Below are 15242 nucleotides of genomic sequence, written 5' to 3' on the forward strand. Positions count from 1 at the left end.
AACCGGGAACCACTTTCGAGCGACATACTCTAAACTACCGCTGCAGCAGCACCGGGAACCAGTCCTCGCGCAGCCGTTGGCCCGGCTGCATCTCGTGGCCAGGATAGGGCGGCGAGGTCGGGCCGGGGCGCTCCACATAACGCGCGTCATCGCCCACCAACCGCAGAGAGAAAGCCCGGCGACGGCTCTCGCTGGTATTGGCGCGCGCCCCATGCAGGGTTTTGTAGTTGAAGGCCACCGCATCGCCCGGTGCCATGTCCCATTCGCGAATGTCCATACCTTCCGCTTCCGGGTCAGGCACCGCCATGTACTGGCCTTCATCGGCAAAAAAGCCTTCTTCGGACACCCAGCGCGTTGGCAGCACCTCCTTTTCCCATCGGTGCGACCCGGCCACGCAGCGCAGCGCTGCCTGCCGCACAGGATCCAGCGGCGACCAAAAGCTGATCGTCTGCGCGCCTTCGACAAAATAATAGGGACCATCCTGATGCCAGGGCGTCGCCATCGAGGTGCCCGGCTCCTTGACCAGCACGTGATCGTGGAACATCTGCACCCGGTTTGATTGCATCAGATCGGCTGCCACCTCCGCGACCGGAGAAGCCTTGATCGCCGCCTCGAAATCCGGAATGCGAGACCAGTTGCAATAGTCATCAAAAAACCGCCCGGTCTGGCCTGGCTTGTCATTGTTCGACGCATAAGGGCCGGGGTCAGCCATATTGTGTTCAACCCCCTGGCGCAGCTGCTCAACCTGGTCATGGAACAGACCTTTGATAAGCACCACGCCATCGCGCTGGAACTGGTCGATATGGTCTTGGGTAATCAGGGGGTGCACCATTTGGGCCTCCATTTTGGATCGGTGTAGCTTTCGGTTTTTCTACCGCGACACTGTCCGCTTCAGGGTTTAGTTTCAAATCATATATTTCTAAGTTAGGTATAGTTTCATGTTATATCTTACCCTACGCCACTACGAATATGTCTGTGCCGTTGCACAGCAGGGCAGCCTTTCGGCGGCCGCAGAGCGGCTGCATGTCAGCCAGCCCGCGCTCTCCACCGCGCTGGCCCGGATCGAAACACACCTTGGCCATGTGTTGTTCCAACGTCGGCGCGGCGCGCCCCTGACCCTGACACCACGCGGACGCGACTTTGCCAGGGCCGCCCAGGCCCTGCTGGATCAGGCGGCCCAACTGGAAACCCCAGGCGGTGCCAGCCCGGTGACCCAAAGGCTGGTGCTTGGCTGTTTTGCCGATCTGGCGCCTCTCTTGCTAGCCCCTGCCCTACGCCTCCTACGTCAGAGCCTGCCAGAGCTGACCATCAGCCCCCGCGTCGATGGGTTTACCGGTCTTACCGACGCGCTGCTGCAGGGCGATGTTGATCTTGCGCTGACCTATGATCTGGGGCTGGATGCCAGTTTTGAACGCCGCGAGATTGACCAACGCTGCCCACAGGCGCTGGTATCGCCAGACCATCCGCTGGCCAGCCACAGCTCCCTGCCGCTGGCGGCGCTGGCCGAGATGCCACTGATCCTGTCGCAGGAAGGCCTGTCGCTACAGCATATGCTGGCCTTGTTCAAAACCCAGGGACTGACGCCGCGCATCGCCCATCGCGCCGCATCTCTCGAATTGCTGCGCAGCCTGGCGGCCAATGGCGAAGGGGTCGGCGTTAGCTATAGCGCCCCACCGCTAGGGCAGAGCTATGATGGCAAGCCGCTGATCATGGTGCCCATCAGCGATGCCAGCGCCCGCGAGCCGGTGATCCTGACCAGTCATGGTCAACCACCGGCTGGCTCTGCTCAGGCGCGTGCAATTCAGGCCCTATCGCAGGGCCTGGCCATGCAGGCTGCACAGCACACGGCCCTGTAACAAACAGGGCAGTCAGCAGTCAGGCAGTCACAACGGCGAGCGGGTGATGCATCAATCAGCGCCTCGTCCCGCAGGGCGCAATGACCTGTCGGCACGGTTCAGATTTTGCGTAGGCGGATCACCACATCAACCGAGGCAATTTCCATGCCCTCGGGCGCGTCTGGCAGACGCTGGATCACCAATTGGTCCGATGGTGCATCGGTGACTCGGCTGCCATCTTCCCAGAAATAATGCGGATGATCATGGGTATTGGTGTCGAAATAGCTTTTGGAGCCATCAACGGTGATCTCTTGCAGCACGCCCGCATCACAAAAGGCGCGCAGGGTATTATAGACAGTGGCCAGGGAAACGGCCGTCCCCTTGGTCTTGGCAGCGTCAAACAGGCTTTCGGCGGTGACATGGCGATGGTTGCCATCCCCCACCAGCAATTCAGCCAAAGCAAGCCGCTGTCGGGTCGGGCGCAGCCCGGCCTCGACCAACCAGTTTGTTGCCACGTCTTCGCTGTTTGGCGTCATGTGCGGATCCTGCATCGCGTTGCTATTGGGGGTTATACTGCAAATGCGTCGCGTTTTTCAAACAGAATCCCCATTTCCAGCGATCCTGTCCAGCGCCCTGATGACACATTCTCTTTGTCAGCCTGGCTTCACTGCTCTTGCCGGACCGGCAAGCCGGGTGCTACAGGAAAGAAAACACATGAAACACCCAGGCAGGAGACGCGCCAGCATGGCCGATTACCCCAGCAGCTTTGACAAAGACGACCTGTTGAAATGTTCCCGAGGAGAGCTGTTTGGCCCCGGCAACGCCCAGCTTCCCGCCCCGCCAATGTTGATGATGGACCGCATTAGCGAGGTCAGCGCCGATGGCGGCGCCCATGGCAAGGGCCATATCGTCGCGGAGTTCGATATCAACCCGGACCTGTGGTTCTTTGAATGCCATTTCCCCGGCAACCCGATCATGCCCGGCTGCCTGGGTCTGGATGGCCTGTGGCAGCTCACCGGCTTCAACCTCGGCTGGCGCGGCTGGAAAGGCCGCGGCATGGCGGTTGGCGTTGGAGAGGTCAAACTCACCGGCATGGTCCGCCCCGAGCGCAAGATGCTGACCTATAAGATCGACTTCAAAAAAGCGATCCAGACCCGCCGCCTGACCATGGGCGTGGCGGATGGCATCGTCGAAGCCGATGGCGAGATGATCTATGACGTCAAGGACATGAAGGTCGTTCTGTCCGAAGCCTAGTTCGCTCTATTCTTCTGCGATGAAAAAAGAGGCCTCCGGGCCTCTTTTTTGTTTGAGAACTGCCCGCTCAGAGCCCGGATTACCGTTTAGGTTTGCTCAAATGCCATGCATTGTAGAGGCCCACTCCAAGCGCCAGCACAGCGAGCAAAAACCATACGTTCCCTGATTGCTCTGAATGTACGACACCCGCGTCATCATCAAAGCAGCGGCCCAATTCATTGAAACAATTCCGCCATTTGAAATACTCGACGTAGTACAAATACCCAAAAGCCAACGCAAACCCGAAAGAAACCAGAGAAGCGATCTTTCTAATCATCTACCAGCCCCTTGCATCACCGCCAAAAGTTTAACGCTTCGGCAGCGAACTTCAACGACCGCTTTGCCCTGTGGTTTCAACGCGGCCAACCACCGCAAAACCAGCTGCAAGCCTGCGCCGCGCCGCCATGCCGTCTTGCACCCCCGCCCTGCAATGCATACTAAGACATAAGCAATTAAGGGAGTGCACGTATGCGTCGTGTCGTCGTCACCGGTCTGGGGATCGTCTCCTCCATCGGAAACAACACCGAAGAAGTCATCGCTTCACTGAAGGCGGGGAAATCCGGCATCGTTGCCAGCCCCGAAATGACCGAGCACGGCTTTCGCAGCCAGGTTGCCGGCACGCTGAAGATCGACATCAAGGAACATGTAGACAAGCGCGCGCTGCGCTTTATGGGCCCCGGTGCCGCCTATGCCCATATCGCCATGAGCCAGGCCATCGCTGATGCGGGCCTTTCAGAAGACCAGATCGTGAATGAGCGCACTGGCCTGGTGGCCGGTTCCGGTGGGCCCTCCACCTCTGCCATGCTGGCGGCGCATCAGGTGGTTGCCAAGACCGGCGCCACCAAGCGTATCGGGCCTTTTGCGGTGCCGAAATGCATGTCCTCGACCATTTCGGCCAACCTCGCGACGGCCTTCAAGATCAAGGGCATCAACTATTCCATCACCTCCGCCTGCTCGACGTCGCTGCACTGCATCGGCAATGCGGCGGAACAGATCATGATGGGCAAGCAGGACGTGATGTTTGCCGGTGGCGGCGAAGAGCTGGACTGGACGCTGTCCTGCCTGTTTGATGCCATGGGCGCCATGTCCTCCAAGAAAAACGACGACCCAGAAGCAGCCAGCCGCGCCTTTGATCAGGACCGCGACGGTTTTGTCATTTCAGGCGGCGGCGGCATTGTGGTGCTGGAAGATCTCGACCACGCGCTGGCGCGCGGCGCCAAGATCTACGCCGAAGTGGTGGGCTATGCGGCCACCTCCGATGGTCACGATATGGTAGCGCCATCTGGCGAGGGCGGCGAACGTGCCATGCGTCTGGCGCTGTCGACCCTGCCCGAAGGCCGCAAGGTCAGCTATATCAACGCCCACGGCACATCCACACCTGTGGGCGATGTCGGTGAAGTCGAAGCCGTGCGCCGGGTCTTTGGCGAAGGTCAGACCCCGCCGATTTCGTCAACCAAATCCATGACCGGTCACGCCCAGGGCGCTGCAGGCGCACTAGAGGCGATTTTCTGCCTGCTGATGCTTGAGAATGATTTCATCACCCCCTCGATCAACGTGGACACGCTGGCCGACGGTATTCTTCCCGGCGAAATCGCCACTGACCTTGTCGAAAATGCGGGCCTCGACTGTGTAATGACCAACAGCTTTGGCTTTGGCGGCACCAATGGGTCGATGGTTTTGAGCAAGTACAAAGGATAATCTCATAATGTCAGGATTGTTGACGGGCAAACGTGGATTGGTCATGGGCGTAGCCAATGAACGTTCAATCGCTTGGGGCATTGCCAAGGCCATGGCTGGTGCCGGTGCCGAGCTGGCCTTTACCTACCAGGGCGATGCCTTTGGCAAACGGTTGGAACCGCTGGCCCAAAGCCTGGGCAGTGACTTCATGGTCGATGTCGATGTGACCAATGATGCCTCGCTGGATGCCGCCTTTGAACAGCTGGGCAACCGTTGGGACAGCATTGATTTTGTCGTGCACGCCATTGCCTATTCGGACAAATCCGAACTGACAGGCCGTTTCCTGGATACCAGCCGGGCGAATTTCAAGAATTCGCTGGATATCTCTGCCTATTCCTTCATCGAAGTGGCGCGCCGGGCGCATCCCTTCATGAAAGACAACGGCGGCACCCTGCTGACGCTGACTTATGGCGGATCCAACCGGGTGACGCCCAACTACAATGTCATGGGTGTGGCAAAGGCGGCACTGGAAAGCGCCACCCGCTATCTGGCCAATGATCTTGGCCCCGAAGGCATCCGCGTCAACGCCATCTCGCCCGGCCCGATGAAGACCCTGGCCGGGGCGGCCATCGGTGGTGCACGCAAGACCTACAAGCACACCGAGCAGAACGCCCCCATGCGGTCCAATGCCACGCTTGAGGCCGTTGGCGGTACTGCGGTCTATCTGGCCTCAGATGCCGGTGCCTGCACCACTGGCGAAATTATCCGCGTTGATGGCGGTTTTCACATCCTCGGGATGCCGCAGCAAGAGCACTTGTAGGCCATCGCGGCGCAAGCGATGCACAAGACCCAAGACAAAAAGGGCGCCTCATCAGGCGCCCTTTTTCTGTTCCAACAGTGCCTTGCACCTGCTCAGCCGATCGAGACCAGCTCGATCTCAAAGTTCAGATCCTTGCCGGCCAGCGGGTGGTTGGCGTCCAAGGTCACGGTGGCCTCGGTCACTTCAACCACGGTCACCGGCAGTACATGGCCTTCTGGGCTTTGCATTTGCAGTTGGGTGCCCAGCTCCAGCGGGATGTCATCAGGAATGCCTTCGCGCGGAATCGCCTGGCGTGCCTCGGGGTTCAGCGGGCCGTAGGCATCGGCGCTTGCGATCTCAAGGCTCTTTTTGTCACCGACGACCATGCCGGGCAGGCCAGCATCCATTCCAGCAATCACCTGCCCAGAGCCAACGGTGAACTCCAGCGGGTCACGCCCCTCAGAGCTGTCAAAGACGGAACCATCCGTCAATGTGCCAGTGTAGTGGATGCGGACAGTATCGCCGTTTTTTACCTCGGTCATGGGACCTCCAGTTTATACAAAATTACAGTGGCGCACCCTACAGGCCTCAGTTCTGAAGTAAACCCGCCTATCCGAGCCTTTTTTGCCCCCTTTACGGCCCCTGCCGCTGCCGCGGAAACCAGCAACCCCAAGCCGAAGTTACGGCCCAAATTCAGGTCCGAATTCAGGCCCGAACTGCGGCCAAGGCGATATAAGGCGCGGCGGCTGAAGAATTGTATCCATCACAACTTCGCGCTTTGCCCCCTCCGGGAGGCATGACAGGATATCCCCAAAGGAGATGTTACATGCCGATTACCACCTGCGTTTTTGATGCCTATGGCACGCTCTTTGATGTGACCGCCGCAGCCCGACAGGCCGCCGCTGACCCCGCGTTTCCGCAGCTGCAGGAAACCTGGCCCGCGCTGGCCAATCATTGGCGGCTGAAGCAGTTGCAGTACACCTGGCTGCGCGCGATCACAGATGCCCACTGCGGGTTTTGGCAGGTCACCCAGGATGGCCTTGACTGGGCGCTAGAGGCCACCGGGCTGCAGGGCGACGCCAAACTGCGCCAGCGCTTGCTGGATCTCTATTGGGAACTGCAGGCCTACCCAGAGGTCCCCGCCATGCTAGCCACCCTGAAAGAGGCCGGCCTGAACACCGCCATCCTGTCAAATGGCTCTCCGGATATGTTGGACGGGGCAGTGCAATCGGCCGGGATTGGTGCGCTGCTGGATGATGTCTTATCCGTGGAAAGCGTCGGCATCTTCAAGCCGGACTCCCGTGTCTATGATCTCGTCGGCCAGCGCTTTGGCTGCCAGAACAAAGAGGTTCTCTTTGTGTCCTCCAATGGCTGGGATGCCGCCGGGGCTGCGGGCTATGGGTTCACCACAGCCTGGGTCAATCGCGCGAAAGAACCCATCGACCGCCTGCCCTGGACACCGGCGCATGTGCTGCAGGATCTGACGACGATTCCAGCCCTTGCCTGCCCGTAACCACCGCTTTTGCACTACAAACCATTTTCGCCACTCAGATTACCGGAGCCCCAGATGTCCTCTTTTGCAATGATCCAGTCCGCAGCCAAGCGGTTGCAGGGCCATGCCCGCATCACGCCGATGCTCAGCTCGCCCTTTATGGACGAGATCGCCGGCCGCCGCGTGCTGGTCAAGGCAGAGTGCCTGCAACACACCGGATCCTTCAAGTTTCGCGGCGGCTGGGCTGCGATTACTGCGCTGGCCCCCGAAGAACGCGCCCGCGGCGTGATCGCCTATTCCAGCGGCAACCATGCCCAGGGTGTGGCCGCTGCCGCCAAGGCCCATGGCGTCGCTGCCGTGATCCTGATGCCTGTCGATGCACCACGCCTCAAAATCGAAAACACCCGCGCCCTGGGCGCCGAAGTGGTGCTGTATGACCGCGCAGGCGGCGAAGATCGCGATGCCATCGGATTGGATCTGGCCCAGACGCGCGGCCTGACCCTGATCAAGCCCTATGACGAACCCGAAGTCATCGCCGGACAGGGCACCACCGGACTGGAAATCGCAGAGCAGGCGGCCAGCCTGGGGGTCGAAACCGGTGATGTGCTGATCTGTTGTGGCGGTGGCGGGCTGACCAGCGGCGTCGCCCTGGCCCTGGAAGGGCTTGGCTCCTCCCTGCAGGTCAGACCGGCAGAGCCCGAGGGTTTTGACGATGTGACCAGATCCCTGGCCAGCGGCCAGGTTGAAACCAATGCGGCGGTATCAGGCTCGATCTGCGACGCCATTCTGACCCCCGCCCCCGGAGAACAGACCTTTCCAGTGCTGCAACGGCTGTGCGGCGGCGGCATCGTGGTCAGCGAGGAAGAAGCCCTGCGCGCCATGGCCCTGGCCTTTGTGCGGTTGAAAATCGTGCTGGAACCGGGTGGTGCCGTCTCACTGGCGGCGGCGCTGTTTCACCCGGATCAGATCCAGGGGGAAGCGGTGATCGCCATCGCCACCGGCGGCAATGTCGACACCGCCGTGTTTCAGCGTGCGCTCTCCAGCTACGCATAGCCCCGCGGCGACGCGCGACCTGCGCCCCCACGGGCGCAGGCAAATCGCACTGTGGGCTTTACCCCGGCCCGGCACCTCTTCTAGATAGCCTGCAAGAGTTATCGGAGAACACACCATGCAGATCGCAGATCTTGGCGATGTCCAGCTTCACTACCGCATTGATGGCGACCCAGAGGGCGCGCCCATTGTCTTTGCCAATTCGCTTGGCACCGATCTGCGGGTCTGGGATCAGGTGGTGGATCGCCTGCCCGCCGGGTTGAAGGTAATCCGCTATGACAAGCGCGGCCATGGGTTGTCCTCTTGTCCAGATGCACCCTATTCGATGGGGGCGCTGGTGCGCGATGCGGAACGGCTGCTGGATCTGCTATCGGTGCGCGACTGCGTCTTTGTCGGCCTGTCGATCGGCGGCATGATTGGTCAGGGGCTGGCGGTCAAGCGGCTGGACATGGTGCGCGCCCTGGTGCTGTCCAACACTGCGGCCAAGATTGGCACCGCCCAGATGTGGCAGGATCGGATCCAGGCGGTCACCGACCACGGCATCGAAGCACTGGCCGACAGCGTGATGGAGCGCTGGTTTGCCCGCGATTTTCGCGCCAAGCCAGAATTGCAACTGTGGCGCAATATGCTGGTGCAACAGTCGCGCGCCGGATACATCGGCTGCTGCACGGCCATTTCCGGCACTGATTTCTACACCCCTACCAGCGGGCTGCGCCTGCCCTGTCTGGGCATTGCCGGATCAGAAGACGGCTCTACTCCGCCCGATCTGGTACGCGAAACCGTCGATCTGATTCCCGGCAGCCAGTTCCATCTGATCCGCCGCGCAGGCCATATCCCCTGCGTTGAACAACCCGACGAATACGCGGCACGCCTGACCCAATTCCTGCAAGAGGTCGGCCACTGTGACTGATTTTCTACTGATCCATGGCTCTTGCCATGGTGCCTGGTGCTGGCGCGATGTGATCCCGGCGCTGGCTGCGCGCAGCCATACTGCCCGCGCCATTGATCTGCCCGGTCATGGGGATGCCCGTGATCCCGCCACCGTCACCCTACAGGAAACCGCCGAGGCGATCCTGGCCGCCGCCACCCCTGAAACCGTTGTTCTGGGCCATTCCTGGGCCGGCTATCCCATTTCCGCCGCCGCCGACATCGTCCCCAAGGCGCTGCGCGGGTTGATCTATCTCTGCGCCTATGTGCCTGTTTCGGGCCAGTCGCTGATCGATATGCGCAAGGCCGGGCCACGCCAGACCATCGGATCCGCCGCGATCAAATCTGCCGATGGCGCCAGCTATACCATTGAACCAGCTGCGGCCCCGCGCCTGTTCTACCACGATTGCCCGCAAGAGGCGGTGGATTACGCGCTAAGCCATCTCTGCCCGCAGCCGATCTTGCCGCAGGACACGCCACTGGTGCTGGGGGACAACTGGCAGGCCCTCCCCAAGGCCTATATCCGCTGCACGAAGGATCAGACGATTCCGCCGGAATATCAGGCACAGATGGTGGCGGACTGGCCACGCGGCAGTGTATACGAGATGCCAAACTCTCATTCGCCCTTTTTTGCCAACCCTGAGGGGCTTGCTGATCTGATCGGGCATATCGCAAAGGACTTCTGATGGCGGGTTCCGTTTTTGACAGCCAGATCTATGGCGACCTATTTACCTCGGGCGATGTAGGGCGCCTGTTCACCGACACCGCCGAAGCACGCGCCATGCTGCTGGTCGAAGGCGCATTGGCCCGGGCGCAGGGGGCCGCCGGGGTGATCCCGCAAGACAGCGCCGCCGCCATTGGCCGCGCCGTGATGGAGGTGGCACTGGATCCCGGCACCCTGCGCAAACCCACTGGCCAGAACGGCGTGCCGGTGCCCGGATTGATCGCCGCCTTTCGCGCCGAGATGAACGCGCCGGAGCACGCGCAATATGTGCATTGGGGCGCGACCTCGCAGGATATCATGGACAGCGCCCTGATGCTGCGCCTGCGCCAGGCGCTGGCCCTGATCGAAGATGACCTGAAGCTGGCGCTTTTCGCCTTGGCCAGGCTGGCCGAAACCCATGCCGAGCTGCCGATGCCCGCGCGCACCTATGGTCAACATGCGACCCCAACCAGCTTTGGGGCGGTGGTCGCCGCCTGGGGCGCCCCCCTTCTGGCGCTGGTTGGCGAGTTGGACACCCTGCGCCGCGACTGCCTGCTGATATCGCTTTCCGGTGCTGCAGGCACCTCTGGGGCACTCGGCCCCAAGGCTGCCGAAATCCGCGCCGAGATGGCCAAGGCCCTGGGACTACACGACCCCAAGCGCAGCTGGCACAGCGACCGCACAGCCCTGCTCCGGCTGATGGATTGGATGGTGCGGGTCAATCTGGCGCTGGGAAAACTGGGCGAGGACTGTATCGCCCTGGTCCAGACAGGCATTGGCGAGATCACCCTCGGGGATGCCGGGGCCTCGTCCACCATGCCGCAAAAGCAGAACCCCGTTGCCGCCTCGGCGCTGGTGGCGCTGGCACGGCAAGGCAGCGGGTTGTTGTCGATCCTGCACGGCAGCGCCTTGCAGCAGCACCAACGCGACGGGGCCGCCTGGTTTAGCGAATGGCTCTGCTTGCCGCAGATCGTTCTGGGCTGTGCCAGTGCTGCGCGCAGTGGTCGCGACCTCTGCGCCGGGATCACCCCGCGGGCCTCGGCCATGGAAGCTGCGCTGGCGAGCGGGCTGGACATGATCCACGCCGAAGCGCTGAGCTTTGCCCTGGCCCGCGACATGCCCCGGCCCGAGGCACAGGCCCTGGTGAAAACCCTGTGTCGCGAGGCCCAGGACACCGGACAGCCACTGCGGGACCTGGTTGCCCGCGACCAGCCTCAGCTGGATGTTGCCACGTTGTTTGATCCGGCAGCGCAGCTTGGCGCAGCCCCGGCCGAGGCCCGGCACTTTGCCCGCAAGGTTGCGGAGCTACCCACCGATTGACATGATAGACCGCTGGCGCCGTTCCACGCCCAGCCCTTGCCAGCAAAGACCATTTTGATGCGCCTGCCTTTGTTCTTTGTGCTGATCACCGTGATGATCGACGCCATAGGCGTGGGGCTGATCATGCCGATCATGCCCAGCCTGCTGCAAGAGGTGCAGGGCGGCAGCCTGGCAGATGCGGCGATCTGGGGCGGGGTCCTGGCCACCACATTCGCAGTGATGCAGTTCCTGTTCAGCCCGGTGCTGGGCGCGCTGTCGGATGCCTATGGGCGCCGCCCCGTTCTGCTGATTTCGCTTTTCATCATGGCGCTGGACTATCTGGTAATGGCGCTGGCCGGATCGCTATGGCTGCTGCTGTTGGGACGGCTGGTGGGCGGCATAACCGCCGCCACCCATGCCACGGCCGGCGCCTATATCGCGGATATTTCCAAACCCACTGAAAAGGCCGCAAACTTTGGCCTGCTGGGGGCCGCCTTTGGCATTGGCTTCGTGCTGGGGCCTTTGATGGGCGGCCTGCTCGGAGAGCTGGGCACCCGCGCGCCCTTTTATGCGGCGGCGCTGCTGGCGGGGCTTAACTTTACCCTGGGCTGGTTTGTCATGCGTGAAACTGTCACTGATGAAACCCGCCGCGCCTTTGACTGGCGCCGTGCCAATCCGCTTGGGGCCTTTCGCGCAATGGGCCGCATTCCCGGCATCAGCGGCTTGCTCTGGGTGTATTTTCTTTATTCCGTTGCGATCTATGTCTACCCGGCGGTCTGGTCGTATTTTACCGCAGAACGCTTTGGCTGGCAGCCGCAAATGATTGGGGTCTCGCTTGCGACCTACGGGATCTGCATGGCCTTGGTTCAAGGCGGCTTACTGCGCTACATGGTGCGCCGCCTCGGCGAACGGCGAACGGTGATCTGGGGGCAGATCTTTGATTTTTTTGCCTTTGGCATCCTGGCGGTGATCAGCAGTGGCGGGCTGGCGCTGGCGCTGATTCCGATCTCGGCCCTTGGCGCCGTCGTTCAACCGGCCCTGCAAGGGCTGATGTCGCGTGCCGTTGCTGACAACCAACAAGGAGAGCTGCAGGGCGTTATGACTGCGGCACATGCGCTGTCGATGATTATCTCACCGCTGATGATGACCGCCACCTTTGCCGCGTTTTCAGATAGGAACAGCGGGTATTACCTGCCGGGCGCGCCCTTTTTACTGGCGTTGTTGCTGATGCTGATCGGTGCTGCATTTTTTGTGCGCAGCCGGTCTTCCGTGACGTAAAACTTCAGGCTGTTCGTGGTTTCCATCTTGCGACACCAGAGACAGCGCGCCACCCTACCACAAACAGGGAGAACACGATGAAAACCATCAAAGCCGCCGTCTGCCATAGCCATGGGGAACCCTTGGTCATCGAAGATATTCAACTGGCCGCGCCACGTATGGGCGAGGTCGAAGTCACCCTGGATGCGGTCGCGATCTGCCATAGCGATATTTCCTGGGCCGAAGGCGCCTGGGGCGGGTTTCTGCCTGCGGTCTATGGCCACGAAGCGGCCGGAGTAATCACTGCCCTGGGTGATGGGGTCAGCGGTTTTCGCGAAGGCGACAGCGTTGTGGTCACCCTGATCCACTCTTGCGGCAGCTGCCCGAATTGCGCAGGCGGCAAACCAACGCTTTGCCAAACGCCCTATGATCCCATCAAGGACGGCCCCCTGCAGACCGCTGATGGCGGCCCCTTGATGCAGGCGATGACCTGTGGTGCCTTTGCCGAAAAGGTGGTGGTAGATCAACGCCAAATCGTCAAGATCCCCGATGACCTGAACAAAGAGGCGGCCTCGTTGATTTCTTGCGGGGTGATCACCGGGGTGGGGGCTGCGGTCAATGCTGCCGGGCTGCGCGCCGGACAAGATGTGGTTGTGATTGGCGCGGGCGGTGTCGGCCTGAACGCCATTCAAGGCGCGCGCATTGCCGGGGCACGGCGCATCGTGGCAGTTGATATGACCGAAGAGAAACTGGAAATCGCCAAGGAATTCGGCGCCACCGACGGCGTGCTCGGCAGCCTGAAATCCCCCTGGAAAGCCGCCTTCAAGGCGCTTGGCGGCAAGGGGGCCGATGTGGTGTTGGTCACTGTGGGGGCCATTCCCGCCTATGAACAGGCGCTGCGCTATCTCGGCTATGGTGGCAAGGCCGTAATCATTGGCATGCCCCATTCTGGCGCAAAGGCAGAATACGAACCCGTCATCATGGCAGCGGTCGGGCATGGTCTTATCGGGTCCAAAATGGGCGATGTGGTCATTCAGCGGGATATTCCCTGGATGGTTGACCTCTACCAGCAGGGACGGCTGAAACTGGACGAACTGATTTCGGGGCGCTGGCGGCTGGATCAAATCAACGAGGCCATCGCCGATACAAAGACTGGCAGCGCCAGACGCAATGTGATTGTGTTTGACCGAACCGACTAAGACGGAGCCTTTCCGGTGCTGCAATTTCTGACCGAGCTGTTCAAACCCAAGCCCGCCCCGACGCCGCCCATCACCGCTGAAACCTCGATGAATTTTGAGGCCAGGGATATCGGCCCCTTTCTGGCACGGCTGGCGGGCTCGCCCCGATTTGAGCTGCCGCGCGATTTTGCAGCCACAATCACGGACGCCCTGCCTGACCTGGACCTGGGCCAAACCCGGCGTTGGCGCATTGATGGCGATTTCGATCAACGTGCCGCGGTGCTCGAAATTCAGGTCTTCATGGATGATTTCGACGCGCCGGACCTATCCTTTTTCAGCTCGGCCCCCGTCATCGCTGCGATCAATGCCGAGCTGGACCTTCTTGACGACACCGCAGAGAGGCCTGGCACATGAAGCTACAAGATCTCGACATCATCGTCACAGCCCCGCCTGCCCCCGGCTGGGGCGGGCGGTACTGGATCCTGATCAAGCTGACCACCGACAGTGGCATCACCGGCTGGGGGGAATGCTATGCCTCCACGATCGGTCCCGAAGCGATGAAACCCGTAATCCGCGATGTATTTGAACGGCACATGGCAGGGGAAAACCCGGAAAACATCGAGCTGATGTTCCGCCGGGTTTACTCCTCGGGCTTTACCCAACGCCCCGACCTGACAGTCATGGGTGCCTTTTCCGGACTAGAGATCGCCTGCTGGGATATCCTGGGCAAGGATCGCGACCGCCCGGTGCATGCGCTGATCGGCGGTCGGATGAACGACAAGATCCGCGCCTACACTTACCTCTACCCGCTGCCGCACCACGACATGAACGCATTCTGGACCGCCCCCGATCTGGCCGCGGAATCCGCCGCCGAAATGGTGCGCCAAGGCTATACCGCCATCAAGTTCGACCCGGCCGGCCCCTACACCATGCGCGGAGGCCACATGCCCGCGATGCAGGATATTGCGCTGTCGGTTGCCTTTTGCAAAGCCATTCGCGGTGCTATCGGTGACAAGGCGGATCTGCTGTTTGGCACCCATGGTCAATTCAACACCGCTGGTGCGATACGGCTGGGGCAGGCGCTAGAGCCCTATTCTCCACTCTGGTTTGAAGAGCCGACGCCGCCGGACAATATCGAAGACATGGCCCGCGTTGCCCGCAACCTGCGTATACCCATCGCTACCGGCGAGCGGATGACCACCAAAAGCGAATTTGCAGCCGTGCTGCGCAGCGGTGCCGCCGAGATCCTGCAGCCGGCGCTGGGGCGTGCCGGCGGGATCTGGGAGATGAAGAAGGTCGCCGCCCTGGCAGAGGTCTTCAACGCCCAGATGGCACCGCATCTTTATGCCGGTCCGGTGGAATGGGCCGCCAATATCCAGCTGGCTGCCTCGATCCCCAATATCCTGATGGCCGAATGCATCGAGACCCCGTTCCATGACGCCCTGATCAAAGGCAGCATCCGGGTCGAGAATGGCTTTATCACCCCGCCGCTGACCGTCGGCCTGGGCATCGAAGTAGACGAAGCCCTGGCCCGTGCCCATCCCTTTGGCGGCGACGATCTGCATCTCAACATGCAAGAGGCCCCCTGCGACTACCAAGGCGGGAACAGTTTTGCCGGGGGGGCACCACCACTGGACGCCTAGCCTGGGGGGAGCGCCTTGCCCCCTGCGCCGCCCATCTGGCAAGAAGGTTTTGCAGGGGGTGACTTATCCCGGTCAAATCGGGCAATATG

Annotated in this window: 17 protein-coding genes; 13 read left to right on the forward strand and 4 right to left on the reverse strand. The window is 61.4% G+C overall.

The window, feature by feature from the left end:
- Positions 1-34: 34 nt before the first annotated feature.
- Complete coding sequence (locus tag P2081_RS13545) at positions 35-832, reverse strand: phytanoyl-CoA dioxygenase family protein (RefSeq protein WP_278923414.1); 798 nt, start codon at positions 830-832, stop codon at positions 35-37.
- A 106-nt stretch (positions 833-938) separates the two neighbouring features.
- Between P2081_RS13545 and P2081_RS13550 the strand changes: the two genes are divergently transcribed.
- Entirely contained in the window at positions 939-1856 is a 918-nt protein-coding gene (locus P2081_RS13550) for a LysR family transcriptional regulator (protein ID WP_278923415.1), read from the forward strand.
- A 98-nt stretch (positions 1857-1954) separates the two neighbouring features.
- Here P2081_RS13550 and irr read toward each other — a convergent pair whose 3' ends face one another.
- Positions 1955-2371 (reverse strand): Fur family transcriptional regulator Irr, encoded by a 417-nt coding sequence (gene irr / locus P2081_RS13555; protein WP_278923416.1) that lies wholly within the window; start codon positions 2369-2371, stop codon positions 1955-1957.
- Between the two features lie 208 nt (positions 2372-2579).
- On the opposite strand from irr, the gene fabA reads away from it, so the two are divergent.
- Entirely contained in the window at positions 2580-3089 is a 510-nt protein-coding gene (fabA, locus tag P2081_RS13560) for a bifunctional 3-hydroxydecanoyl-ACP dehydratase/trans-2-decenoyl-ACP isomerase (RefSeq protein ID WP_278923417.1), read from the forward strand.
- Positions 3090-3168: 79 nt separating this feature from the next.
- On the opposite strand, the gene P2081_RS13565 is transcribed toward fabA, so the two are convergent.
- Entirely contained in the window at positions 3169-3405 is a 237-nt protein-coding gene (locus P2081_RS13565) for a hypothetical protein (protein ID WP_278923418.1), read from the reverse strand.
- Between the two features lie 191 nt (positions 3406-3596).
- On the opposite strand from P2081_RS13565, the gene fabB reads away from it, so the two are divergent.
- Together fabB and P2081_RS13575 are read left to right on the forward strand one after the other, a co-directional pair.
- Positions 3597-4826, forward strand: coding sequence for a beta-ketoacyl-ACP synthase I (fabB, locus tag P2081_RS13570; RefSeq protein ID WP_278923419.1), 1230 nt, complete (start codon positions 3597-3599; stop codon positions 4824-4826).
- Positions 4827-4833: 7 nt separating this feature from the next.
- Positions 4834-5625 carry an enoyl-ACP reductase FabI gene (locus tag P2081_RS13575; protein WP_278923420.1) on the forward strand — a complete coding sequence of 264 codons (792 nt, stop codon included), beginning with the start codon at positions 4834-4836 and terminating at the stop codon, positions 5623-5625.
- Between the two features lie 92 nt (positions 5626-5717).
- On the opposite strand, the gene P2081_RS13580 is transcribed toward P2081_RS13575, so the two are convergent.
- Complete coding sequence (locus tag P2081_RS13580; RefSeq protein ID WP_278923421.1) at positions 5718-6146, reverse strand: FKBP-type peptidyl-prolyl cis-trans isomerase; 429 nt, start codon at positions 6144-6146, stop codon at positions 5718-5720.
- 284 nt (positions 6147-6430) lie between these two features.
- Between P2081_RS13580 and P2081_RS13585 the strand changes: the two genes are divergently transcribed.
- The 9 genes from P2081_RS13585 to P2081_RS13625 all read left to right on the forward strand — a co-directional run bounded on the left by P2081_RS13585 (position 6431) and on the right by P2081_RS13625 (position 15153).
- Entirely contained in the window at positions 6431-7117 is a 687-nt protein-coding gene (locus tag P2081_RS13585) for a haloacid dehalogenase type II (RefSeq protein WP_278923422.1), read from the forward strand.
- A 54-nt stretch (positions 7118-7171) separates the two neighbouring features.
- Positions 7172-8149, forward strand: a complete 978-nt coding sequence (locus tag P2081_RS13590; protein WP_278923423.1) for a threonine ammonia-lyase — start codon at positions 7172-7174, stop codon at positions 8147-8149.
- Positions 8150-8264: 115 nt separating this feature from the next.
- Complete coding sequence (gene pcaD, locus P2081_RS13595) at positions 8265-9056, forward strand: 3-oxoadipate enol-lactonase (RefSeq protein WP_278923424.1); 792 nt, start codon at positions 8265-8267, stop codon at positions 9054-9056.
- A complete protein-coding gene (locus P2081_RS13600; RefSeq protein ID WP_278923425.1) occupies positions 9049-9759 on the forward strand; it encodes an alpha/beta fold hydrolase in 711 nt (236 codons plus the stop codon). The genes pcaD and P2081_RS13600 overlap by 8 nt, the downstream gene beginning before the upstream one ends.
- Positions 9759-11096 carry a lyase family protein gene (locus P2081_RS13605; protein WP_278923426.1) on the forward strand — a complete coding sequence of 446 codons (1338 nt, stop codon included), beginning with the start codon at positions 9759-9761 and terminating at the stop codon, positions 11094-11096. Before P2081_RS13600 ends, P2081_RS13605 begins: the two co-directional genes overlap by 1 nt.
- A 57-nt stretch (positions 11097-11153) precedes the next feature.
- Positions 11154-12353 (forward strand): TCR/Tet family MFS transporter, encoded by a 1200-nt coding sequence (locus P2081_RS13610; protein ID WP_278923427.1) that lies wholly within the window; start codon positions 11154-11156, stop codon positions 12351-12353.
- A gap of 77 nt (positions 12354-12430) precedes the next feature.
- Positions 12431-13531: a Zn-dependent alcohol dehydrogenase gene (locus tag P2081_RS13615; RefSeq protein ID WP_278923428.1), complete on the forward strand. Its 1101-nt coding sequence runs from the start codon at positions 12431-12433 to the stop codon at positions 13529-13531.
- A 15-nt stretch (positions 13532-13546) separates the two neighbouring features.
- Positions 13547-13924 (forward strand): hypothetical protein, encoded by a 378-nt coding sequence (locus P2081_RS13620; RefSeq protein WP_278923429.1) that lies wholly within the window; start codon positions 13547-13549, stop codon positions 13922-13924.
- Positions 13921-15153: a mandelate racemase/muconate lactonizing enzyme family protein gene (locus P2081_RS13625; protein ID WP_278923430.1), complete on the forward strand. Its 1233-nt coding sequence runs from the start codon at positions 13921-13923 to the stop codon at positions 15151-15153. The genes P2081_RS13620 and P2081_RS13625 overlap by 4 nt, the downstream gene beginning before the upstream one ends.
- Positions 15154-15242 lie beyond the last annotated feature (89 nt).

It is taken from the genome of Pseudophaeobacter profundi (genome assembly GCF_029697505.1).
GTDB lineage: Bacteria > Pseudomonadota > Alphaproteobacteria > Rhodobacterales > Rhodobacteraceae > Pseudophaeobacter > Pseudophaeobacter profundi.